Consider the following 24,533-nt stretch of genomic DNA (forward strand, 5'->3'; position numbering starts at 1 on the left):
ACGTCACCGTGCCCGAGGACTCGCGCTGACCCGCGCGGACCGGGGCACTCAAGTTCGCCGCTGATGCGGGCCGGTCGACGCCGTACGCCCCGCTCTCTCACCCGTTCGAGCGGGGTGACATACAGACATATTTCACTATAAGGATCTCTTACTGACATAGTGCGGCCATGAAGATCACGACCGCCAGTGGCCGAGTCGGCACCATGACCGCGACCGGGAATCACGCCCGTCGGACGACCGGCCACCGCGTGCGCCGGCCGGTCACATCCCGCGACGCCCAGCGGTTCCTCCGGTGAGGGCATCGTTCGCGAGGTCCCTGAGGAGCCGTCCCCGTAGTGGCCTCCCCACCCGACGCACGACCCTGGCCGTCGCCCTCACCACTGCCGTCGGGATCACCGGTGCCGCCATCGCCATCGGTGCCTTCCCCCACGGGGGCCACCGCTCCCCCGCGCCCGGCCCCTCCGCCGCCTCGTCCGGCGAGACCCCGTCCCCCGGCGCCGCAGGCATCGGCGACCCGCTCCTGCCACTGGACGGCAACGGCGGCTACACGGTCCGCCACTACACGCTCGCCTTCGACTGGCGGGCACCCAGGACTCCGTTCGACGCGACGGCCACCATCAGTGCCACCGCCACGCAGGCCCTGTCCCGCTTCGACCTCGACTTCGCGGGCAACACGCTGCACACGGTCACCGTCGACGACGCACCGGCGAGCGCCGTCCGCGACGGCGACGAGCTCGTCGTCACCCCCGCGAAGCCGGTCCCCCACGGCAGGACCTTCACCGTCCGGGTCTCCTACACTGCCGACCCGACGCAGCAACGGCACCGCGGCGACGCGATCCAGGACTACGGCTGGGTGCCCACGTCCGACGGCACCCTGCTCTATGCACAGCCCGACGGCGCCAAGATGATCTTCCCGGCGAACGACCATCCGAGCCTGCGGGCGCCGGTCACCTTCCGCATCACCACCCCACCCGGCCTGACCGCAGTGGCCAACGGCCGGCTCGTCGAGCGCGTCCGGCGACCCGACGGACGGGTCCGGTGGACGTACGACTCCGAGCAGCCGGTCGCGGCGCAGCTGGTCCAACTGGCGATCGGAAAGTTCGTGTTCGTCGACAGCACCGGCCCGCGCGGGCTGCCGGTCCGGGACGTGGTCCCGGACGGCCTGGTCACCGACACCCAGGAGTACCGCTCGCTCACTGCCGAGCACCTTGACTGGCTCGAGCGGCGGCTCGGCCCGTACCCCTTTCGCCGCTACGGGGTGCTGGTCGGGGACACCGACCTGCCCGTGGCGCTGGAGACGCAGTCACTGTCCGTCCTCCCGAGGGCCGACCTGCTGGGCGACCGGGTCGACGCCGAGCGCAACCTCGTACACGAGCTGACCCACCACTGGACCGGCGACAGCGTCGCCATCCGGCGCTGGTCGGACCTGTGGCTGAGCGAGGGGCACGCCCGCTTCTACGAACGTCTCTACTCCGACACGCACGGCGGCCCCGGCATCGAGGAGGCGATGCGGGCGGCATACGAGCAGCACGACCAGTGGCGTCACGACGCCGGAGCGCCCGCGGAACCCACCGAGCGGACCCTCTTCAAGCAGATGCGGTACGACGGCTCGGCGCTGGTGCTCTATGCCCTGAGGGAGAAGGTCGGCGAGGAGACCTTCGACCGGATCGAGCGGTCCTGGGTGAGCAAGTACCGGGGCCGGGCCGCCGGCACCCGGGACTTCGTCGCGCTCGCCTCCGAGGTCGCCGGCGAGGACCTGAAGCCGTTCCTGACCCCGTGGCTCCACGGGGCCCACACCCCGGCCATGCCGGGGCACCCCGACTGGCAGGTGGATCCGGTCCAGGACTGAGCCGTCACACCGCAAGCAGCCCCCGTACCGATCGGTGCGGGGGCCTCGCGCGTCCTGCCCGCCGGAGCGGACGCGCTGCCGCCGACCGGGTGGCCTGTGCCGTGCGGCTGGTCCACCTCGGTGACGCTTGGCGCGACGTGGCGTGAAGGGCACGGAAGCGTACGAGGGGTGGCGTGAAGGGCAACTCCTTTGTCCTGGTTGCGTGTCCTGGTTGCGACGAGCATGGTTGGAGACCCTTGCAATGAGAAAACCTGTCGCCCCCCGTATCCCCAGCGCGAAGGTATGCGGGTGCCGCCTGATCGTGTGCGCGACCGCTTCGGCGGCACTCCTGGCGCCGCTACTGCTCGGCCCCCCGGTCTTCGTCGACGTGGCGGCCGACCAACGTCTGCAGAAAGCTTTCACCGCTGCCGCGGACGAATACCACGTGCCGCAAAGTGTGCTCATGGGCGTGTCCTACCTGCAGTCGCGCTGGGACTCCCATTCCGGGGCCCCGAGCGTCGTCGGGGGCTACGGGCCGATGCACCTGGTGGACGTCCGCCAGGCCGCGGCGACGCCGCCTCGCGGCAGTGCTCGGCCGCCCGCAGCGGCGGCGGGTCCGTCGGCCTCACACGAGGCGAACGCCGCGGACAGCGGCTTCGACGAGCCGGCGGACCTGCGACGAGCGGCCCGCCTGATCGGGGCCCCGGCAAGGCAACTGCGGACGGACGCCGCCACAAACGTGCGCGGCGGCGCGGCGCTCCTGGCGGCGACGCAACGACGGCTCGGCAAGCCGCTCAGCGCCGACCCGGCGGACTGGTGGGAGGCGGTGGCGGAGTTCCCGGGTACGGACGACGCCTCCTCGGCGGCGACGTACGCGAACGACGTCTTCGCGCTGATCCGGCGGGGCGCGCACCGCACCACCGACGCGGGACAGCACCTCACCCTCCCCGCCACCCCCGGCGTGCACCCCCGCCCCTCCCCGAAGGACGCGGCGCGGTCGAAGGACGTCGAGTGCCCGGTGGAGCTGTCCTGCTCCTGGCTCAGCGCGCCGTACGTCCGGATCGACGACGGGGACTACGGCAATCACGACCTCGCCGACCGGCCCAGGGACCAGAAGATCGAGTACATCGTCATCCACGACACCGAGGCGCCGCTCGCGTCCATGCTCCTGACCGTGCAGGATCCGACGGAGGCCTCCTGGCACTACTCGATCCGTTCCAAGGACGGTCACATCACCCAGCACGTCAGGACCAAGGACATGGCCTGGCACTCCGGGAACCAGTTCGTGAACGCGCGCTCGATCGGCATCGAGCACGAGGGATTCCTCAAGCAGCCGCACACCTGGTACTCGGAACAGATGTACCGGGCCTCGGCCCGTCTGGTGCGCTACCTGGCGAAGAAGTACGACATCCCGCTCGACCGGCAGCACATCTTCGGCCACGACAACGTCCCGTCCCCGACCACCGGCTCCATCCCCGACATGCACGACGACCCCGGCCCCTTCTGGGACTGGCGGCACTACTTCGACCTCCTCGGCGCGCCCCTGCGCGCCACGGGCGGAGCGAACAAGGACATGGTGACCGTGCTGCCGGACTTCGCCACCCACAAGCCGCCGTTCACGGGGTGCACCAAGAGTGGGGTGCCGTGTGCGCCGAACGGCTCCAGCGCCGTCCGCCTGTACACCGAGCCGGACGAGAAGGCCCCGCTGATCCAGGATCCGGGCCGGCACCCGGACGGTGAGGACTCCACGGAGGACGTCAACGACCTGGGGTCACGGGCCTCCGCCGGCCAGACCTTCGCGGTCGCCGATCGCAGCGGCGACTGGACGGCAATCTGGTTCCAGGGCGAAAAGGCCTGGTTCAAAAACCCGAAGAAGCACCCGACCGCCGTCAGTGCGAGCGGCAAGATGGTGACTCCGAAGGCCGGCTTGAGCGAGATCCCCGTGTACGGGCGCGCGCTCCCGGAGGAGGACGCCTACCCGGAGGACGTGCAGGAGCAGACCGAGTCGCCGCTCCCGTACACCCTCCTCGCGGGGCAGCGGTATGTGACACAGGCTCGCCTCGCCGGTTCCTACATCGACAGGTCGACCTTCGGCGACACACCCAACCCGGTGGTCAAGGGCCGGGAGCAGTACTACGAGATCCAGCTCGGACACCGACTGGCCTACGTCCGGGCGAGCGATGTGGACGTGGTGCACTCATCGGCCACGGCAGGCCCGCCGTCAGGACACGCGGCGCGCCCTTCCGCGCGATGACAGGGCACGGAACATCGGCGCCGGCCAAGCCCCGTCGAGGGGCTTCGCGGCCGCCACGCTCTTCCTTCCGGATCAGGCTCACACCACTCGTATGCAGTAGGGCGCGACCCGTGCTCGGTTCAGCGCCGTCCCGCTGGGCGGGATCGTGAACGAGGAGTGAATCGGGCGGTGAGCGCTCCGCGCCAACTGGGCCCGGCGTCCAGCGGCGAGGAGCCCCTGGCGCCGTCGAGAGCCAATGTCGCACCAAGGCGATCGAGTTCGAGTGGCAGCCCGACGGTGGACATTGGAGACTGAAAACGGTCTTGGAACTCGACAAAAGATCCCGACCTCACGACTTCCGGACAACTCGCTCCGGACATCGAAAAGCGCGAGTACAGGGCGCCGACCGTAATCGACGAGGGCGCTCGAAAAGTTCCTCAAGGAGTTCGCATGGAGGAGAAGTCCGTCGAAGTCCTGACGCCCGGACCGAATGAATCCGCAATCGACAAGCGCGGATACACCGGACGGAAGACCGGCATCGAGAGAGATCTCGCAGAGGTACTGGCAGACGTCATATCCGTCGAGCGGGTGTCGGTCGACAGCCACTTCTTCGACGACCTCGGCGCCAACTCGTTGGTGATGGCCCAATTCTGTGCACGGGTCAGGAAACGGGAAGACCTCCCCTCGGCATCGATGAAGGACATCTACCGGCACCCGACGATCCGAAGCCTGGCGACGGGACTCGCGGACGCCGCGCCCGCCCCCGTCGAGCCGTCGGTCCCGGCGCCGTCCACCGAGGTGACCACAGCCGGCACCGCACGGTACGCCCTCTGCGGGACGCTGCAGTTCCTGCTTTTCGTGGGATATTCCTTCGTCTTCGGAATTGTCACCGCTCAAGGCTACACATGGGTCTCCGCCGGCTCGGATGTCATCGACATCTACCTGCGCTCGCTTGTCTTCGGCGCCGCCGGATTCGTCGCTCTGTGCACTTTCCCCATCGTGGCCAAGTGGCTTCTCGTAGGGCGGTGGACAGCGCGCGAGTTCCCGATCTGGGGACTGACGTATCTGCGCTTCTGGACCGTCAAAGTGCTGATCCACGCCAACCCAATGATCTTCTTCGTCGGCAATCCCCTGTATGTGCTGTATCTGCGAGCCCTGGGCGCACGGATCGGCAAAGGGGTCACGATCCTTTCCCCCACCGTTCCGGCCTGCCCCGACCTGCTCACGGTCGGCGCCGGCACGGTGATCCGCAAAGACTCGTTCTTCCTCTGCTACCGGGCGCACGCCGGCCGTATCCAGACCGGCCGGGTCACCCTTGGCCGGGACGTCTTCATCGGCGAGAAGACCGTGCTCGACATCGACACGTCGATGGGCGACGGTTCTCAACTCGGCCACACGTCCACGCTGTACAGCGGCCAGACGGTCCCGGCCGGGCAGCGCTGGCACGGATCCCCGGCACAGCCCACGGAGCAGGACTACATGAGGATCGGGCCGGCCAAGTGCGGCACGCTGCGTCGAGCCGGCTTCGGCCTCGTCACCGTGCTTCAACTGTTCCTCCTGTACATGCCGCTGACTGTCGGGGGCGCGTACATGCTGGTCCATCTGATTCCGGCGCTGCACGACCGGCTGGGTCCGGGCTCATTGGGGTTCACGTCGCCGGCTCTCTACATCGACGCCCTGACCTTGTCCGCCGTACTGTTCTTCGGCTTCGTCTTCGTGGGCCTGGCCGTACTGTTCACCGTTCCGCGCCTACTCAACCTGGTCATCCAGCCGGACAAGGTCTATCCGCTGTACGGATTTCATTACTCGGCGCACCGGGCGATCGGGCGCATGACCAACCTGAAGTTCTTCAAATGGCTGCTCGGTGACAGCTCTTACATCGTCTACTATTTGCGCGTTCTCGGGTACAACTTGTCCCGGGTCGAGCAGACCGGGTCGAATTTCGGCACGGAAGTGCAGCACGAGACGCCGTATCTGGTTTCTGTCGGCAGCGGAACGATGGTCGCCGACGGGCTCTCCGTCATCAACGCCGAATTCTCCGATACGTCGTTCCGGGTGTCCCGGGCCTCGATCGGGCCACGCAACTTCATCGGAAACAACATCGCCTATCCCTCCGGCGCCAGGACAGGACAGAACTGCCTCCTCGCGACGAAGGTGATGATTCCGCTCGATGGCGAGGTGCGCGAAGGAGTGGGCCTGCTCGGCTCGCCGTGCTTCGAGATTCCCCGGTCGGTCGAGCGCGACTCCCGGTTCGACCATCTACGGAACGGCGAAGAGTTTCGCCGGAACCTCGCCGCGAAGAACCGCTACAACATCCGCTCGATGGTCCTTCTCCTGCTCGTGCGGTGGTTCTACTTCTTCGTGCTCACGGTGGTCGGCCTCGCGGACGCCGATCTCTACGATTCCTACGGGCATGTACTGATCGCCGTGTTCCTCGTCTTCAGCCTTGCTTTCACCCCTGTCTACTACGTACTGGTGGAACGCAGCATCACGGCATTCCGCGGGCTGCAACCGCAGTTGTGCTCCATCTACGAGCCGTACTTCTGGTGGCACGAGCGTCTGTGGAAGGTGCCCGAGACGTACCTCAACGTCTTCAACGGCACCCCTTTCAAGAACGTGATCTGGCGGATGCTGGGTGTTCGGATCGGCAGCAGGGTCTTCGACGACGGCTGCCATTTGACGGAGCGGATGCTCACCACCATCGGGAACGACTGCACGCTCAACGCGGCAAGCAAGATCCAGTGCCATTCGCAGGAGGACGGCACGTTCAAGTCCGACCGCAGCACGCTCGGCGTCGGTTGCACGCTCGGTGTCGGCTCCCACGTCCACTACGGCGTGACGATGGGCGACGGCGCGGTGCTCGCGCCCGACTCCTTCCTCATGAAGGGCGAGGAAGTTCCGGAGCGCGCTCAATGGGGCGGAAACCCCGCCATCGAGACGCGAAACGCCCCCTCTTGGCCGGCCCTGCCGACGCGGGAGGCACAGCGGGACCGTCCCGGTCAGCGCGTCCTACCGGCTGAACAACACGGCCGGCCCGCGGATCTGACGAAGAGACAACGACGGCTGTGGCGACCGTGAGCGGACGGGAAGAGTCGATGGGAGTGCACGTGGAAGCCGACCGGGAGTTCTGGAGCGGTGAGCTCGTAGCCGGTGGATTCACCGCGATCCCGCGGTGGACGCTCCATCCGGTGAAGGGCGTCGTCCATCACGAGGCGACGGTCCCGGAAGACGTCGTCGGACCGGTGCGCCGGCTGGCGGAGCATCTGGCGGTGCCGCTCGACTCGGTGCTGCTGGCCGCGCACGCCAAGGTGCTCGCCGCACTGTCCGGTGAGCGCGAGGTCGTGTCCGGCTACGTAGCCGCCGAGGGCAGCCGCCCGTTGCCCTGCCGACTGACGACCGAAGCCGATTCATGGCGGAAGCTGCTGCTGAGCGCCTGTCAGGCCGAGTCGGACCTGCTGGCGCACAGGGACTTTCCGGTCGATGATCTCAGGCGCGAACTCGGCCTGACCGAACCACCGTTCGAGACCGTGTTCGATCCGCACGGCGTCGGCGGCGACCTGACCGAGGACACCGTGTTGTGGGTGGCGTTCGTTCGGCGGGGCGGCCGGCTCGTGCTGCGGCTGCGGTACCGGACGGACGTGCTCGACGCGGACTGCGCCGGAAGAATCGCCGGCTATCACGTCACCGCGCTCGCGCTGATCGCCGCCGATCCGGATGCGGAGCACGGGCGGCAGAGCCTGCTCTCGCCCGAGGAACTCCACTTCCAGCTCGAAGGGCTCGCCGGGCCGCACCGGGACCTGCCGGACCGCCGGTTGCACGAGCTGTTCGAACAGCGGGTGACAGCACACCCGGATGCCGTCGCGGCCGTACACGGCGAGCGGGAGTGGACCTACCGCGAGCTCAACTCCCGGGCCAATCGGCTGGCCCGCGCTCTCCTGGCGCGAGGGCTGCGCCGGGAAGGGGTGGTCGCGGTGGTGACCGAGCGCAACCTGGACTGGCTGGCCGCTGTCCTGGCGGTCTTCAAGGCCGGGGGCGTGTATCTGCCCATCGAGCCGCACTTCCCCGCCGGTCGCATCGCCACCACGCTCTCCCGTGCGGAGTGCGCGCTCGTGCTGACCGAACCCGGCAGCACCACCCACCTCGACCAGGCCCTCGACTCACTGCCCGCTGTCCAGAAGGTCTTCATCGAAGCGGCCTACGACGCGGAACACGCCGACGACGATCTGGACATCGATGTCGCACCGGACCAGCTCGCCTACATCTACTTCACCTCAGGCTCCACCGGTGAGCCCAAGGGCGCGATGTGCGAGCACGCGGGCATGCTCAACCATCTCTACGCCAAGATCGACGACCTGGAGATCGGCGAGGGACAGGTGGTGGCGCAGACCGCACCCCAGTGCTTCGACATCTCGCTGTGGCAACTGGTGTCCGCACTCCTGGTCGGGGGACGGACCCTGCTGGTGGAGCAGGAGGTGATCCTCGACGTCCAGCGGTTCGTCGACAAGATCGTCGATGGCCGCGTCGGCGTCCTTCAGGTCGTCCCCTCCTACTTGGACGTCGTCGTGTCCTGTCTGCAGCAGCACCCTCGCGAGCTGCCGGACCTGCGGTGCGTGTCGGTCACCGGCGAGGCGCTGAAGAGGGAGCTCACGCAGCGCTGGTTCGCCGCCCAGCCCGGGATCAAGCTGGTCAACGCCTACGGGCTGACCGAGACCTCGGACGACACCAACCACGAGGTCATGGACCGCGTGCCGGAACGCATCCTGCTCGGCCGCGCGGTCAACAACGTGGACGTCTACGTCGTCGACGAGCACCTGAACCCGGTGCCGCTCGGCGCCCCCGGTCTGATCGTCTTCTCCGGCGTCTGCGTCGGCCGCGGATACGTCAACGATCCCGAGCGCACCCGGCAGGCCTACCTGACCGATCCGCACCGTGAGGGCGCCCGGCTCTACCGGGGCGGCGACTACGGCCGCTGGCACCCCGAGGGCAAGTTGGAGTTCCTCGGCCGCCGGGACACCCAGGTGAAGATTCGTGGCTTCCGGATCGAGATCGGCGAGATCGAGAACACCTTGCTGCGGGTGCCCGGTGTGCGCGACGGCGCGGTGGTGGTCGCCGAACGGGCGGACCAGAGCCAGCACTTGGTGGCGTTCTACTCCGGCCCGCGGTCACTCGAGGTCGACGTCCTGACGGACCTGCTCGGTGAGTCGCTGCCCGAGTACATGGTGCCGTCGGCGTTCCACTGGCGGGAAAGTCTGCCGCTGACGGCCAACAGCAAGATCGACAGGAAGGCGTTGCGGGCGCTTGCCGCAGAACTCGGCGTCGTCCAGGACGACTTCCACGCGCCGCACACGCCGGCCGAACAGCAACTGGCGGCCGCATGGGCGAAGGTGCTCGGCATCCCGCAGAACCGGATCGGACGGCGGGACCACTTCTTCGACCGCGGCGGCACGTCGCTTTCGGCGGTGAAGCTGGCGATCACCCTGGACCGTGCGGTGTCCCTCAAGGACGTCACCGGCCACCCGGTCCTTGCCGACTTGGCCGTGCTGATCGACAACAGGTCCAAGCCGCATGCCGGTCCGGTCGACGGCAGGTCCGAGCGCCGCTCCGGGCTGCTTCAGGCACTGTCGGCATCGGACGGCGCGCAGGCTGCCCTGGTGTGCTTCCCCTACGCGGGCGGCAACGCCGTGAACTTCCAGCCGATGGCCGGGGCGCTGCAGAGCGGCGGGCCCGCGGTCTACGCCGTGGAGTTGCCAGGCCACGATGTGGCAGCCGAGAGCGAGCCGTTCGCGCCCATGACACAGGTCGTCGAGCAGGTCGTCGACGAGATCGTCCGGCGTGGCCTGACCAGGGTCCTGCTGTGGGGTCACTCCTCGGGCACCGCGTTGGCCCTGGAGACCGCCGGAAGGCTGCAGGAGCACGGAGTGGACGTCCAACGGGTGTTCCTGGGCGCGCAGTTGCTGGGGAACGCCGCCGACCGGCGCGCCACCATCATGGAGCTGACCGGGCGAAGCAACGCCGAGATCGCCGCGAAGCTGAGCGCGGACGGCGGATACACCGAGCTCGGTGAGCTGGATGCGCGGCACGCCGAGCACATCGGTGCCGCCTACCGGCACGACTGCGTGTCCGCGCACGGCTATTTCGCCGACGCCCTGGACAGTCCACCGGCGCTGAAGCTGTCCGCGCCGGTCACCGTGGTCGTCGCCGCCGACGACCCGAGCACGGCGGACCACCGGCGCCAATACCTCGACTGGCAGCTCCTGGCTGAACGGGTCGATCTGCACGAACTCGTCGATGGCGGCCACTACTTCCTGCGCACCCGTCCGGCCGAGGCGGCACGGGCCGTGCTGCAGGCCGCCCAATTGTTCGCTTCTTCCTGAGTGGCAACAGAAAGGAAACGAGATGTCGTCCATATCCACGGCGTCGCTGGTCGACGTGGAACTCACACCCGGCAAACCTCCGCTCCTGCGGGCCGAGGCCGCCGGCGGCGCGCCGAGTTGGGCGGCCGAGCACCGGGACGCGCTGCGCGCTGTCGTCGCCCAGCACGGATCGGTCCTGGTCCGTGGCCTCGGACTGCGCGACGCGACCGAAACCGGCTCCGTCTTCTCCAGGCTTGCCACCGGTCTGATGACCGACAAGGAGGTCTTCGCGCCCCGCGAGACCTACTCCGACGGCGTGTACTCCTCGACGAAGTGGCCGCCGAACCAGCCGATGTGCATGCACCACGAACTGAGCTACACGCTCGAGTTCCCCGGCCTGATGATGTTCGCCTGTCTCAGCGCGCCCAGCGCCGGCGGGGCGACCGCGGTGGCCGATTCGGCGACGGTACTCGAGGCACTGCCCACTGAGTTGACCGAGCGGTTCGAGCGCGAGGGCTGGCTGCTCACCCGCAGCTACAACGACGAGATCGGGGCGTCCGTCGCCGAGGCGTTCGGCACCGAGGACCGTGACGCGGTCGAGCGCTACTGCCGCGCCAACGCGATCACGTTCGAGTGGCAGCCCGACGGTGGCCTGCGCACCACACAGCGCCGCAGCGCCGTGGTGCGTCACCCGGGCACCGGCCGACGCTGCTGGTTCAACCAGATCGCGTTCCTCAACGAGTGGACGATGGCCCCCGAGGTGCGCGAGTACCTGGTCGACCTCTACGGCGCCGACGGGCTGCCGTTCAACACCCGCTTCGGCAACGGCGACCCGATCGGCGAGGACGTCGTGGAGCTGCTCAACAGCGTCTACGAGGCCAACACCGCACGCGAGCCGTGGCAGGCCGGCGACCTGATGCTGGTCGACAACGTCCGCACCGCGCACAGCAGGGAGCCCTTCGAGGGACCGCGCGAAGTGCTCGTCGCCCTGGCCGACTCGACGCGTCTGGCCGACTGCTCGCCGACCGTGGAGGTGACCGCGGGATGACCACCACCGATTCCACCGCGACGAAGTCCGCGATGGCTGCCTCGACGGCCGTGCCGCCGTTCGCCGTGATCTCCGGTGCCCAGGTCCAGCGCGCACTGCACGGACGCGAGAAGCAGATCGTGGAGTTGGTCGAGGCCACCTACCGGGTGCACGGCGCCGGTGATTCCGTCAACCCGCCGTCGTACTTCCTGCGTTTCCCCGACCGCCCGTCCTCCCGGATCATCGCGTTGCCCGCCTCGATCGGCGGGGACGTACGGGTGGACGGCCTGAAGTGGATCTCCAGCTTCCCGGAGAACGTGAAGGCCGGGGTCCCGAGGGCGTCGGCGGTGCTGATCCTCAACGACCATGACACCGGATACCCGTTCGCCTGTCTGGAAAGCTCGATCATCAGCGCCACCAGGACGGCCGCGTCGGCGGCATCGGCGGCCGACCGGCTCAGCCGCCACCGGCCCCGCCCGACGCGCGTCGGGTTCTTCGGAGTGGGCTTGATCGCCCGCTACATCCACACCTTCCTGGCCGGGACCGGGTGGTCCTTCGACGACATCGGCGTCCACGACCTGTCCGCCGACAGCGCGGCGGGCTTCCGGTGCTACCTGGAGCAGTCGGGCGCCACCGCTCCGATCACCGTGCACGACAGCGCCGAGCAGTTGATCCGAAACAGCGACCTCGTGGTCTTCGCCACCGTCGCCGGTGAGCCGCATGTCAGCGACCCGTCCTGGTTCGCGCACAACCCGCTGGTGCTGCACGTGTCGCTGCGCGACCTCGCGCCGGAGATCCTGCTCGCCTCGACCAACATCGTCGATGACATCGAGCACTGCCTGAAGGCCAACACCTCGCCGCATCTGGCCGAGCAGCTCACGGGCAACCGGGACTTCCTGGACGGCACGTTGGACGACGTGATGGCCGGGCGGGTGACGGTGCCGACGGACCGGCCGGTGGTGTTCTCGCCCTTCGGCCTCGGGGTGCTCGACCTGGCGGTCGGCAAGCACGTCTACGACGAAGTGGTCCGCAGCGGGGAGTTGCACGTCGTCGACGACTTCTTCCACGAAATGAGCCGGTACGGATGAGCCGGCCGAAAGCCCAGGAGGCCTGTCCGGAGCCGGACCGAGGAGAGATCACCGGTCAAGTCGCCGTAGGTAGGACCAGACGAGACGGCGGCCACTGATGCAGGGCCCGCTCCGGCCCAGTTGGACTCGGGCTCCCGCCCCCGAGGCGAGATGCCCGCTCACGGTCGGACGGACGTTTCCGAAAGCGCTCTGCTCCAGATAGAGGAGACCATTGTGCCCGTCATATCCGTTCCCCACGACTTCAACGAAGAGGACCTCTATGTCGACCTTCGGTCGATCTTCGGGCACGCACTCTTCCTGAAGTGCGAGGGCTTCAACTTCGCCGGCTCGATCAAGTTGAAGGCCGCGACCGAGATGGTGGAGACCGCGGAGCGGGATGGACTCCTGACGCCGGATTCGATCCTGGTCGAGTCCTCGTCCGGAAATCTCGGTGTAGCTCTGAGCACGATCGCCGCGAGCAAGGGCTACCGGTTCCTGTGCGTAACGGACTCCCGCTGCAACCTGTCGACCAGGATGATCATGGAGGCCCTGGGCAGTCAGGTGCACATCATCGCCGGTCAGGAGGCCAACGGCGGCTTCCTCGGCGCGCGGATCGAGTACGTCCGCACGCTGTGCGCCTCCGATGAGCGGTACGTGTGGCTCAGCCAGTACACCAATCCGAGCAACTGGAAGGCGCACTACCGCAAGACGGCGCCGGAGATCGCCCGCCAGTTCCCGGAGCTGGACGTGCTGTTCCTCGGGACCGGTACGGCCGGGACCCTGATGGGCTGTGCGCGCTACTTCCGGGAGTGGCACCGGCCGGTACGGATCATCGCGCTGGACAGCGTCGGTTCGGTGGCCTTCGGCGGCACCCCGGGACGCCGGATGATCCCCGGCCTGGGGATGAGCATGCGCCCGCCGCTGCTCGACGAGTCCTACGTGGATGAGGTGATCCGGGTCGAGGAGGCGGACACCATCCGTGCCTGCCATCGACTGGCCAGGCGCGGGTTCCTGTTCGGCGGTTCCACCGGCACGGTGGTCAGCGGCGCCATGGGCTGGCTGGCCCGGCATGACGACCGCGAACTCACCGCCGTGGCCCTCGCCCCGGATCTCGGCGAGCGCTACCTCGACACCATCTACCAGACCAACTGGCTGCACGATCTCTACGGCGAAGACGTGCTCAAGTCGGACGAGGTACCCGCCGGTCCCTGGGCGGCCGCCTCCCCCACGCCACCCGCACGGTGGGGCCGACGGCTGGACCTGACGAACGGGGATCACCATGGCACACAGCGCCCTCAGTTCCAGGATCGTAGGACCTGCTGAGCCCGTCGAGTGAGCACAGGACGCCGCGTTCGAGGCGGCGCCCCGGCAACTCTCCGCACCGCGGCTCGTCCTGGGTGATCCATGACGAGTACGCGGGCGGGCGGGGGCGCTCGAACCGGGGACGCACCGACGGCACTCGCGCAACACGGGTGCCGCCGGGAGTCAGGTGGACCTCGGCGGCTTGATCCACCCCAGCGAACGCTCCACGGCTCGCTTCCAGTTGTCGTATTCCGACTCACGCCGCTCGGGGTCCATGTCCGGCAACCATTGGCCGGCCCGGTGCCAGTTGCGGCGCAGGACTTCGAGGTCCGGCCAGTAGCCGGCGGCGAGGCCCGCGGCGTAGGCGGCGCCGAGGGAAACCGTCTCGGAGACCATGGGCCGCACCACGGGCACGTCGAGCACGTCGGCCACGAACTGCATGAGCAGGTTGTCCGCTGTCATGCCGCCGTCCACCTTGAGCTGCTTCAGGGCGACCGAGAAGTCGGCGTTCATGGCGTCGACGACCTCGCGTGTCTGCCAGCCGGTGGCCTCCAGGACGGCTCGGGCCAGGTGTCCCTTGGTGATGTACGAGGTGAGGCCGACGATGACCCCGCGCGCGTCGCTGCGCCAGTGGGGTGCGAAGAGACCCGAGAACGCGGGGACGATGTAGCAACCGCCGTTGTCCTCGACCGTCCGCGCGAGCGTCTCGATCTCCGGCGCGCTGCCGATCAGTCCCAGACGGTCACGGAACCACTGGACCAGCGAGCCGGTGACAGCGATCGAACCTTCCAGGGCGTAGACCGGGGCCTGGTCCCCGATCTTGTAGGCGACGGTCGTGAGGAGTCCGTTCCGGGACCGCACGACATCGGTACCGGTGTTGAGCAGCAGGAAGCTGCCCGTTCCGTACGTGCACTTCGCCTCGCCCGGGGAGAAACACGTCTGGCCGAACAGGGCGGCCTGCTGGTCACCGAGGGCGGCCGTGATACGGACCCCCGGGAGGACCGCGTCGGCATCGCCGTAGCCCTCGGCCGAAGAACGGATCTCGGGCAGCATGGGGCGCGGAACCCCGAAGAACGCCAGCAGCTCCTCGTCCCAGGTGAGCGTGCGGATGTTCATCAGCATGGTGCGACTGGCATTGGTTACGTCGGTGATGTGCAGGCCGCCGCCCGCGCCCCCGGTGAGGTTCCAGATCAGCCAGCTCTCCATGGTGCCGATCAACACCTCGCCGTCCTCGGCGCGCTGAGCCAGTCCCTTCACATGGTCGAACAGCCAGCGGATCCGCGGCGCCGAGAAGTAGGTCGAGGGTGCCAGACCGCAACGCTCGATGAAGAATTCATCTCCGGGTTGGTCTCTCAGGCCCTCGACCAGCGGTCCTGTGCGGGTGTCCTGCCAGACGATCGCCCTGCCCAGGGGCGCACCCGTCCGCCGGTCCCAGAGCACCGTCGTCTCTCGCTGGTTGGCAATACCGATGGCGGCGATCTCGCCGGCGCCTACACCGGCGTCGGACAGCGCCTCGGGCATGATGCGCTGCAGATTGCGCCAGATCTCGACGGCGTCGTGCTCGACCCAGCCGGGCCGGGGGAAATGCTGCTGATGCTCTCGTTGGGCGACCGACACCAGCCGCCCATGGTGGTCGAACAGGATGCATCGGGTGGAGTTGGTGCCCTGATCGATGGACATCACATACCGTTCAACCATGATCGGGTCTGCCTTCCGATGTGTCGAGGAGGCGGGGGTTCACCAGCGGGTTGCTCCCAGGTCTCTGGAGATCGCCCGTGCGGCCTCGCGGAGCAGGGTGATCAGGCTCGGCCGGGGACGGCCCTGGCTGTCGCAGATCCTCTCCACCGGGCCGGACAGGCTGATGGCGCCCACCACGAGGCCGCCGTGCCCGCGGATCGGCGAGGCGACGCCGGCCTCGCCCATGCTCATTTCCTGCACCTCGGCGGCCCATCCGAGTTCCCGGATCTCGGCGAGCGCCCGGGTGAGCTGCTCCGGGACGACCAGGGTGTGCCGGGTGTAGGCCTCCAGCCCGACTTCCAGGGCCGGCTCGAGGGGCGCGGTCCCGAAGGCCAGCAGAACCTTGCCGAGCGAGGAGGCGTGGAGAGGGAGCAGCGAACCCACGTCCAGGGTCTGGAGCGTGTCGTCCGGCCGAAACACGTGGTGGATGACGAGGACGTTGCCCTCCAAGGGGGTGCCCAGGCGGACCGCTTCCCCACTACGGGCGGCGAGTGCGTCGGCCCAGTTGATGGAGCGTGACCGCAGCTCATTGACGTCGAGGTAGCTGGTGCCGAGGTGCAGCAGGGCCGCCCCGAGCTGGTACTTCCCGGTCGCCGCGTCCTGCTCCACGAAATCCACGTGCTGGAGGGTGCGCAGAATGCCGTGCGCGGTGCCCTTCGCCAGTCCGAGCGAGGCCGCCACCTCGCCGAGCCCGAGCCGACGGGGCCCGCCGGCGAGCAGACGCAGGATCGCCGCCGCCCGTTCGATCGACTGGACTGGGCCGGCCATGACACGAGCCTATTACCGTCATGGAGGGTCCGCTTTACGTGCAGGCGGGTGCTTCACCATTGAATGACCGTTGATGTTCGGTAATGCCGACCGTGATTCGTTGACCGGCCTCACCGCGCTCCATAGCGTGCTCTCAGGCCCGGCAACGTCCGCTGAGCCCCGGCATCCGGCCGACAGCGGTCACCGGAGGAGAGCACATGGCGCTACAGCTCTATACGAAGCCCCGGGAGGTAGTGGAGCACGTCTGTCCGCTGCCTCATTTCACCGGGGCCGTCTCGGCCGTACGCCGACAGGCGAGGGCAGTCCTCGCCGACTGGAACGTGTGCCCCGAGATCGTCGATGACGCACTCCTGGTGGTGACGGAACTGGTCACCAACGCGATCGTGCATGCCGTGCCCCCGGCGGAGCTACGGATGTCATGGGTCTGCGACGACGGGCTCGGCACCCTGCGCATCGAAGTCACCGACGCGGGACGTGTGCTTCCGACCGGACAGTCGCCCGCGGGAATCGACCCGGACGAGCACGGCCGCGGCGAGGAGATCGTCCACGCACTGGCGACTCGGCACGGCATACATGTCCACTCCGGCCGGATCACCCGGTGGGCCGATCTCCTCGCGGCATGAGAGTGCGCGCCTGGCACCAGGCGCAAGGCGGGCAATTCCCCGTTCCGAGTCCGAGCGACATCGTCGACTCGGGCGCTCGACCTCCTACGACACGCCTGAAGAGGTACAACCCCCGCGTCGCAGCCGTGCCGAGAGATGGTGCTGCATCGGCTGACCGACCGCCTCGAGGTCGTGGCTGAACGTGAGCGTGTCGTCGGTCAGCGTGTAGCGGCGACGGGTGGCGCCGACCTTCTTGGCCGTGGGGGCGAGGGCCACCTCGTGGCTGGACAGATCGACCGTGCCGGCGGTCGCACGGCCGACCAAGATCTCCGCGATGCCGGTGGGCTGAGTGATCAATGCCTCCACCCGGCCGTCGGGCTGAAGCCGCCACCAGCCGCTCTCCCGCGCCGACGGACGCAGCGGCGCGTCATCGGCGTCGAGCAGCCAGGCCCGGGCCTCGTAGCGCAGGAAGGGGCGCCCGTCGTGGCTGAAGGTCACTTCCTGCGCGTACGCGAAGTCCCCGGTGAGCGTCGGGTACCCGCCCTGGCCCCGACCGTGCCAGGAGCCCAGGAGGCCGAGCACGGGCTCTAGCAATGCGTGCGGTGCCGGGGCCTCGTCCGGTCGGTGACTGTCGGGGTACGGGTACTCCGGTGCGGGGTCGAACACGGTGCGCGCTCCTGGGGTCGGTGCCGATGCCGGGTGGCAGCCTAGGGGGTTGTCGGCGACGCGCACGTGAGGCTGTCCTCGGGCCCCTCACCGCCGTCCTGACGCCGGTGGTTCGGCGGCGTCATTCCTGTTTCGCCGCGAAACGATCATTGTTCCACGCCGCCGAACAGGTGCTGCCGACCGTCCCGGGCTGGGCCGCCGACTGACGAGTCACCCACGGTCTTCGACCAGGCCGAAGCCGGCGATCCCGCTTCGGGCCGGAGAGCGACGCTCCCATGGGCACCTGGCTCCATTCGCGCCCCGCGCCCCGAAGCGAGAAGAATCGGAACATGAGCTTCCGCAAAGGGCGGGCAATCTCCTGGCGCGGGCGCACCGTATATACGGGTATGCAAGGGTTCCGGGTTCCGGTGAGCCGCCTTCCGGACGAGGCGCTACTGTCCGGACTGGCCACCGGTGACCCGGAACTCGCCATTACCTTCGTGCGAAGGTTCCAGCACACGGTCTTCGGTGTCGCCATCGCCGTCATCGGGGATCCACAGCTCGCCGAGGACATCACCCAGCAGACGTTCGAGCGTGCATGGCGTCATGCGCAGATGTACGACTCGCGCCGCGGCTCGGTGACGACTTGGCTGACGACCATTGCCCACAACCTCGCCATCGACACCGTCCGCACACGGCGGCCGGAACCGGTGGCACCCGAAGATCTCGACGCCATCCTGGGCGTCGTCAGCGAGACACCCGAACAGCACGCGCTCGCCGACGAGGCGTCCTCCCGGCTGCGGGCCGCCGTGTCGGAGCTGCCGCGCGAACAGGGTCGTGCCCTGGTGATGGCGGGTATCTACGGAATGACGGCCCAGCAGATCGCCGACCGGGAGAAGATCCCGCTCGGCACCGCCAAGACGCGCATCAGGACGGCGATGGGAAAGCTGAGGACCACGCTCGCGTCTCCGAAGCGAGGCAATGATGTCCAGTGAAGTGACCTGCGAGAAGCTGCGGGAGCTCGGCGCCGAGCTGGCTCTCGGTGTGCTGCCCGCCCGCGAGCGGGCCGGCGCGGTCGCCCACTTGGACCACTGTGCGGACTGCCGGGAGTACATCGAGCAGCTGACCCTCGCGGGCGACGGGCTGGTCGGGTTGCTGCCGGGCCGCGAGCCGCCGGTCGGCTTGGAGACCCGGGTGACGCAGGCACTGACCCAGGCGGCGGCGCGCGAGGGGCGTCTGCCCGCCCGCGGGTCCGGCATCGCCCGCATGGGCCTCCGCGGCCGGGTACGGCTGCGGGTCGCCTCGGCCGTGGCCGCGCTCGTCCTCGCCGTCGGGTTCGGCGGCTGGGCGGTCGGCACCGTGATCGAGGAGGCCACGGCCGGCTCTGCCCAATCCACCGAGAACGAGGCGGGCCTGTTGGAGGGAGGACTGACCTCGGCGCACGCCCCCAAGCGGCCGACCGGTGAGATCTACGCTTACCCCGGATCTCCGGGCTGGATGTACATGAAGGTCAACCTCGCCGCGGCCGGTACTCCGTACACGGGGCAGGTCACCTGCCTGCTGGCCCACAGTGACGGCACCGTGGACCTCGTGGGCAACTTCACCCTGCGTGAGGGCTATGGCTTCTGGGGTGGCCCTGCCTCCGTCGACCCCTCAAAGCTCTCCAGCGCACGGCTGACGTCGCCCGACGGCACCGTGCTTGCCACGGCCCAGTTCGAGACGGACGACGTGACGTGACCCGGCAGGCGCCTGAGCCGCCGGCGCGCCGTGCGGGACGCCGTACCGGGCTTCAGTGGTGCGCGACGCGGAGCCCCTGGCGCGGAAGCATCGCGCCGAGGACCGCGGCCAGCTCGGGGACCGTGGGCCGGGCCGAGGGATCGTTCCCCAGGCAGCCGTCGATGGCCGAGGCGAGAGCCCTCGGCAGGCGCCGCCTCGACGCGATCGACGGGGCGCTCTGCTCCAGCTGCGGATACCAGTCGTGCCGAACCCCCGGGCCGTTGTCGTTCTCCGAGTCCGCGGTGCTCGCGTCGTAGGGCTCATCCGCGGTCTCGCCACGCTCGAAGGGCACGTCACCGCCCGCCACCTCGTACAAGGTGATCCCGATGCCCCACACGTCGGCCGCGGCCGACAGTTGTCCGCCGCGCGCCTGCTCCGGTGAGAGGTAGCAGAACGTGCCCACGCCGGGAGGAGCGGTTCCGGGCGGCCGCGCCACGCTCAGATCGAGCACCTTCGCGTGGCCGCAGTCCACCACGATGTTGGACGGCTTGAGGTCCAGATGCAGCAGGCCCTGACCATGCAGGTAGTGGATCGCGGAACACAGCTGCACACCGAGCAGGGCCACGTCGGAGGCGGCCGGGCGGCGCCTCAGGCGATCGATGAGGTGGGACAGTGTCTCCCCGGTGAGCGTTTCCAGGACGACGAGCGGCTCGGGCGACTCGAAGGTCTCGTACGCGCGGACCAGGTGCGGATGGGCGAAGGTCCGAAGCCACCGGCCTTCCTGCAGCAGCCGATCCCGCAGTAGCGCGTCGTCGTGGCGGTCCGGACGCATCATCTTGATGACGCACCGGCAGGCCCGCTGCTCGCTCCAGGAGTCGTACAGGTCCAGCCATCCCGTGCGCGTCAGGTGGCCCAGGATCTCGTAACCCGAGGCCGGACGGGCGCCCGGTGCCAAGGCCGGGACCGGTCCTGCCTGAGCGTCCGTCATGACAGCACCGTTCCCGCTGACGAGGAGCCCGCCTGCACGGGACCGGTCAGGGCGTGCAGCCGGTGGAGCCGGGCGTACGTCCCGCCGTGCACGAGCAGCTCGTCGTGCGGACCGGACTCGACGACCCGGCCGCTGTCGAGCACCACGATCCGTGTGGCGTCACGGACGGTGAGCAGATTGTGCGAGATGACGACGGTCGTTCGTCCGGCCATGAGGCGGCGCAGCGGATCCATGATCCTGCGGCCCGACTGCGCGTCGAGGCCGGTGGTCGGTTCGTCCAGGAGCAGTACGGGCGCGTCCCTGATCACCGCTCGCGCGATCGCCAGGCGCTGGCGCTGTCCGCCGGACAGTGTCCGACCGCGCTGGCCGACCATCGTGTCGTAGCCCTCCGGAAGCGACTGAATGAACTCGTGGGCGTCCGCGGCGCGCGCCGCCGCGACGATCTCCGCCTCCGTCGCCTCGGGTCGGCCGTAGGCGATGTTCTCGCGCACCGTGCCGTGGAAGACGAGCGTCTCCTGCAGCACCACCGCGACGCTCTCCCGCACGTCGGACAGGAGCAGATCTCGCAGATCGGTCCCGTCGAGTCGGACCGTGCCCTGATCGGGATCGTAGAAACGGAGCTGCAGCTTGGCGACGGTGGACTTGCCTGCCCCGCTGGCCCCGACCAGCGCCAGGGTCTCGCCGGGGGCGACGTGGAACGAGACACCGGACAGCGCCCAGCGCGCGGTACCGGGATAGCGGAAGGACACGCCGTCGAATTCGATGTCGCCCCGCGCTCGGCCGATCCGCCGGGCGTCGGCGGACTCGACGACCTGGGGGCGCTGGTCCAGCAACTCGATGATCCGTTCGGCGGACGCCGACGCGGCGTAGAAGCTGCTGCCGAGACGGGAGAGGCCGTGGATCGGGCCGTAGAGCTTGCCGATCAGCGCCAGGAAGACCAGGAGCCCGCCCAGCGTGAGCTCGCCCTGCGCCAGTTTCCAGGTGCCGAGCCCCATGACGGCAAGGGCGCCGGACACCTCGATGATCTCGACGAGCGGTCCGTAGACGGCATGGATCCGCGCCGACGCCATCGCGGCGCGGAACTTGCCGACGTTCTCGCGCTCGAAGCGGCGCTGCTCCCAGTTCTGCCGGTTGTACGCCTGGACCAGGGCCACGTTGCCCAACGACTCCTCGGCGACCGCGCTGAGCGAACCGCTGCGGCGTCTGCGTTCCCGCGACGCCTCCTTGATCAGCCGGGAGAAGTGGCGGGCGGCGCGCCAGAACAGCGGCACGATGACGAGCGCGAGGAGCGTCAGGTCCCACTGGAGGTAAAGGAGGAGACCGAGGAAGACGCCCAGCCGGATCACCTGGTAGAGCGCGTCCGCGACGCCCGAGAGCAGAAACGTCTCGACGGCGTCCACGTCACCCGTGACACGCGACAGCACGTCTCCGAGCCGCCGCCGCTCGAAGAACCCGAGCGACAGGCCCTGGACGTGCCGGAACACGTCGGAGCGCAAAGTCAGCAGGAACCGCTCGCTGACCCACGTGGACGTCAGGTCGTCGGCGAACCCCAGAAGGCCGGAGCCGACGATGAGTCCCAGATAGGTCGGCGCGATCCAGAGGAAGGGCCTCAGATCTCGTGGGACGAGCACCTCGTCCACCACGATCTTGAAGAGCCACAGTTCGGCCGCGTCGACGAGGGGTCCGATCAGGCTGAAGAGGACAAGAGGGACGAGCCAGCGCCGGCGACCGCGTGTGTAGGGCCAGAAACGCCGGAACACCTCACGCGGGGGCACTGGTGGCGCGGCCGCCACCACGGCATCGGCATCCTCGCCCACCGACAGCAGACGCCGCAGAATGTGCCGCGGGATACGCACCATGGCAAGGATCCGTCGTGGCTCGACGACGGAGCGGACCGGGTCCTCCAGGCCCCGGTCCGCTCAGCCCTCAGTGGCGGTGACCGTGGTCACCGTGGTCACCGCGGTGACCGTGGCGACCAGAATGGTGATCGTCGAACGAGTCACGACGATGGCGGCCGTGCCTCCTCATCGAGTTGTCGTCGTGCCTCGAGGTCGAATCCCTTCCGTGGTCACGGTGTTTGGCAGGAAAGAGATCACTGAAGATCGCCATTGCATTCCTCCGCTGAAATTACCCTCGTAGGAGATACGCGTCAGGGCCGGAAATGGATGGCGTCTCCTGGAAAAAGGAAGGATCTCTTTCCGGGGCTGCGGGGCTCGGGTGTGGCGACGACGGAGGCGGCCCTGGGGGACGGGGCGGGCGCCTGAAGCCGTGGAGACAGGCGTGAGCGGGTCTCCACTCCCCTGGGCGTCTGTGGGCCGTCGGCCGTGATGGGTACGGCCGACGGCCGGTTCTCCTGCACCCGCCGCTCAGCGCCGGGATGGGCGTCCGGTCACGGGGCCTGGTTGAAGAGCGCGACGATGCTGCGGTTCTGGTTCATGGTGATCTGGTACTGCGTCGTGGGGTCGGTCTGCTTCACACCGTCGACCTCCCAGCCCGCGAACACATAGCCGGCAGCAGGACGGGCGGTGACCGTCACCTGCGTGCCGGGGTCGTAGGGGCCGAATTCGCTGACCGTGACGGTGCCGCCGCCCGCCGGGGAGACGGACATGGTGAGGTTGTGCCGGGTGGTCACCTTCGAGGCGCGGTAGTTGGCCACGAAGGGCGTCGCGAGCTGTGCTTGGCCGGCGTTGTTGTTCTGGGCGTTGCCGAGCGCCTGACCGTTGGCCGTGGTGTTGATGGTGTTGGAGTACTGGTTGATGACCTTGCAGTTGGGCCGGCAGGGCGTGTTGTAGGCCATCAGCGTGTGGTAGGCGTTGTCCCCGGTGATCCAGCCGAAGTTGGAGGCGCCGGGCGCAGGCGTGCCCCCCTGGGAGATGTACGTCGCGCGGTCGTGATTCATGCCCAGGTTGTGACCGAGCTCGTGGCCGAGGTTGTCCCAGTCCTTCACGGACAGAACGCTAGTGACGGAGTAGGCGTACCCGCTGCTCTGGGCGTTCACGGTCGTCGGCAGGTCGGCCGCGCCGGAGCTGTTCTGGATCGGGACGGAGGCAAGCAGGGCCACCAGGTCGGCGCCGTAGGTTTCCCGGGCCGCGCGGGCCGGGATGCCGATGTTCAGATCAAAGGGATTGTTGAGCTTGTTGAGGAGGGTGTTGACGTCCTCGTTGGTCACACCGGACGGGAGCGTCTGGTAGGAGTGGACGACGTGCACGCTGGCCGGCACGTTGGTGATGGCGAGCGCCTTGTTCATCTGGCTCACGCCGTAGCGGATCCGGGCCTCCACCTCGGTGACACCGCCGAGTTCGGTGACGGTGGCCGGGGTGTAGGGGACGACGATGTCGATGGCGACGGGGTTCGAGGCGTCGGCCCTGGGCGCCTTCCTGGTGTCCTTCTTGGCGTTCCTGGGAATGTTCCCCGGCACGGTGTCGGCTCCCTGGCCGCTGGGGGGCAGCAGCAGGGTGTCGATCTCCTCGAGGCAGTACTCACCTGGCCGCTTGGGGATAGGCGTGAACAGGTAGTCCTTGGTGCCGATCTCGATCACGCCGTCGAGGGTGACCTGCCCGCCCTTGTCCTTGCCCTTGTCCTTGTCCTTGCAGGCTCCGATGATGGACAGGGAGACCGTGTTCTCGGGGTGCTTCGGGTCGTGGCCGTCCCAGTACACGGTCCCGTCCGTGTCCTTGCGGTAATAGTCCCGCACGGCGGTGATGCTCGGGGTGTCGCGGAAGAGACGGAATGTGCGGAGCTCCGGCACTCCTTCCTTCTGCTCACCGCAGAGCGAGGCGAACTCCTTGGCGTTGGCGCGCTGCACGGCGCTGCGCACCACCCAGGGCTCTTTGGAGCCCGTCGTGGCGAGCGCGGGGGTTGTGGTCATGGCCATGGGCACGGCGGTGAGGAGAGCGCTCGCCGCGGCGCAGGCGGTATGCAAGGAACGACGCATTGGGCACGTCAGCCTTTCTGTGGGGAAATTCGCCCCATAATCAGCCGATAAGAACGTGCCAGGTCATCGAACACGTACGCACAAGAGGGATCTCGTGCCGAGGTTCATCCAGTCGGCCGCCAACGAACGCACAGCGGTCGGGCGACACGCCCTCTCGGCACCGCACCCGCCGTCCGGCAGCGGTGACGTCTCTTCGGGACCACTCCGGGACAAGTGGTGCGCGAGGCGGAGGCGTTGCATGTCCGGCCGGAGGAGGTGGGCGAGGAAGGGGGCGGCCCGCGACAGGTGCCGGCATCCCCGGCGGTTCACGTGCGTCCGCGCGGCCGGTCCAGG

General features: G+C 68.6%; 16 protein-coding genes. 10 read left to right on the forward strand and 6 right to left on the reverse strand.

All coding sequences use genetic code 11. The features are described 5' to 3' along the window. Positions 1–292 precede the first annotated feature (292 nt). The 7 genes from IEY95_RS01310 to sbnA all read left to right on the forward strand — a co-directional run bounded on the left by IEY95_RS01310 (position 293) and on the right by sbnA (position 13,831). Complete coding sequence (locus tag IEY95_RS01310) at positions 293–1,849, forward strand: M1 family metallopeptidase (protein ID WP_229702502.1); 1,557 nt, start codon at positions 293–295, stop codon at positions 1,847–1,849. Between the two features lie 241 nt (positions 1,850–2,090). Next, a complete protein-coding gene (locus tag IEY95_RS01315; RefSeq protein ID WP_189183923.1) occupies positions 2,091–4,082 on the forward strand; it encodes an N-acetylmuramoyl-L-alanine amidase in 1,992 nt (663 codons plus the stop codon). Between the two features lie 429 nt (positions 4,083–4,511). Then, positions 4,512–7,139: a Pls/PosA family non-ribosomal peptide synthetase gene (locus IEY95_RS01320; protein ID WP_189183924.1), complete on the forward strand. Its 2,628-nt coding sequence runs from the start codon at positions 4,512–4,514 to the stop codon at positions 7,137–7,139. Positions 7,140–7,156: 17 nt separating this feature from the next. Continuing rightward, complete coding sequence (locus tag IEY95_RS01325) at positions 7,157–10,435, forward strand: non-ribosomal peptide synthetase (protein ID WP_189184593.1); 3,279 nt, start codon at positions 7,157–7,159, stop codon at positions 10,433–10,435. A 22-nt stretch (positions 10,436–10,457) separates the two neighbouring features. After that, the gene (locus tag IEY95_RS01330; protein ID WP_189183925.1) at positions 10,458–11,462 is read left to right on the forward strand and encodes a TauD/TfdA family dioxygenase; all 1,005 of its coding nucleotides are present in this window, start codon (positions 10,458–10,460) and stop codon (positions 11,460–11,462) included. Then, on the forward strand, positions 11,459–12,529 hold the full coding sequence (sbnB, locus tag IEY95_RS01335; RefSeq protein WP_189183926.1) for a 2,3-diaminopropionate biosynthesis protein SbnB: 1,071 nt from the start codon (positions 11,459–11,461) through the stop codon (positions 12,527–12,529). Before IEY95_RS01330 ends, sbnB begins: the two co-directional genes overlap by 4 nt. 213 nt (positions 12,530–12,742) lie before the next feature. Next, on the forward strand, positions 12,743–13,831 hold the full coding sequence (sbnA, locus tag IEY95_RS01340; RefSeq protein WP_189183927.1) for a 2,3-diaminopropionate biosynthesis protein SbnA: 1,089 nt from the start codon (positions 12,743–12,745) through the stop codon (positions 13,829–13,831). A gap of 162 nt (positions 13,832–13,993) precedes the next feature. Here sbnA and glpK read toward each other — a convergent pair whose 3' ends face one another. Next, positions 13,994–15,508 carry a glycerol kinase GlpK gene (glpK, locus tag IEY95_RS01345; protein WP_189183928.1) on the reverse strand — a complete coding sequence of 505 codons (1,515 nt, stop codon included), beginning with the start codon at positions 15,506–15,508 and terminating at the stop codon, positions 13,994–13,996. 39 nt (positions 15,509–15,547) lie between these two features. Continuing rightward, positions 15,548–16,315 (reverse strand): IclR family transcriptional regulator, encoded by a 768-nt coding sequence (locus tag IEY95_RS01350; RefSeq protein ID WP_189183929.1) that lies wholly within the window; start codon positions 16,313–16,315, stop codon positions 15,548–15,550. A gap of 197 nt (positions 16,316–16,512) precedes the next feature. Between IEY95_RS01350 and IEY95_RS01355 the strand changes: the two genes are divergently transcribed. Further along, positions 16,513–16,938 carry an ATP-binding protein gene (locus IEY95_RS01355; RefSeq protein ID WP_189183930.1) on the forward strand — a complete coding sequence of 142 codons (426 nt, stop codon included), beginning with the start codon at positions 16,513–16,515 and terminating at the stop codon, positions 16,936–16,938. 84 nt (positions 16,939–17,022) lie between these two features. On the opposite strand, the gene IEY95_RS01360 is transcribed toward IEY95_RS01355, so the two are convergent. Further along, positions 17,023–17,583, reverse strand: a complete 561-nt coding sequence (locus IEY95_RS01360) for a heme-binding beta-barrel domain-containing protein (protein ID WP_189183931.1) — start codon at positions 17,581–17,583, stop codon at positions 17,023–17,025. 386 nt (positions 17,584–17,969) lie between these two features. Between IEY95_RS01360 and IEY95_RS01365 the strand changes: the two genes are divergently transcribed. Both IEY95_RS01365 and IEY95_RS01370 read left to right on the forward strand, forming a co-directional pair. Next, entirely contained in the window at positions 17,970–18,557 is a 588-nt protein-coding gene (locus IEY95_RS01365; RefSeq protein ID WP_189184594.1) for an RNA polymerase sigma factor, read from the forward strand. Continuing rightward, positions 18,547–19,299: an anti-sigma factor family protein gene (locus IEY95_RS01370; protein WP_189183932.1), complete on the forward strand. Its 753-nt coding sequence runs from the start codon at positions 18,547–18,549 to the stop codon at positions 19,297–19,299. The genes IEY95_RS01365 and IEY95_RS01370 overlap by 11 nt, the downstream gene beginning before the upstream one ends. Positions 19,300–19,351: 52 nt before the next feature. Here IEY95_RS01370 and IEY95_RS01375 read toward each other — a convergent pair whose 3' ends face one another. The 3 genes from IEY95_RS01375 to IEY95_RS01385 all read right to left on the reverse strand — a co-directional run bounded on the left by IEY95_RS01375 (position 19,352) and on the right by IEY95_RS01385 (position 24,140). Beyond that, positions 19,352–20,266 (reverse strand): serine/threonine-protein kinase, encoded by a 915-nt coding sequence (locus tag IEY95_RS01375; RefSeq protein ID WP_189183933.1) that lies wholly within the window; start codon positions 20,264–20,266, stop codon positions 19,352–19,354. Next, positions 20,263–22,125 carry an ABC transporter ATP-binding protein gene (locus tag IEY95_RS01380; RefSeq protein ID WP_189183934.1) on the reverse strand — a complete coding sequence of 621 codons (1,863 nt, stop codon included), beginning with the start codon at positions 22,123–22,125 and terminating at the stop codon, positions 20,263–20,265. Before IEY95_RS01380 ends, IEY95_RS01375 begins: the two co-directional genes overlap by 4 nt. Before the next feature lie 530 nt (positions 22,126–22,655). Next, positions 22,656–24,140: an InlB B-repeat-containing protein gene (locus IEY95_RS01385; RefSeq protein WP_189183935.1), complete on the reverse strand. Its 1,485-nt coding sequence runs from the start codon at positions 24,138–24,140 to the stop codon at positions 22,656–22,658. Positions 24,141–24,533 lie beyond the last annotated feature (393 nt).

Origin of the sequence: Streptomyces albiflavescens, from assembly GCF_014645835.1 — a bacterium.
Lineage (GTDB): Bacteria > Actinomycetota > Actinomycetes > Streptomycetales > Streptomycetaceae > Streptomyces > Streptomyces albiflavescens.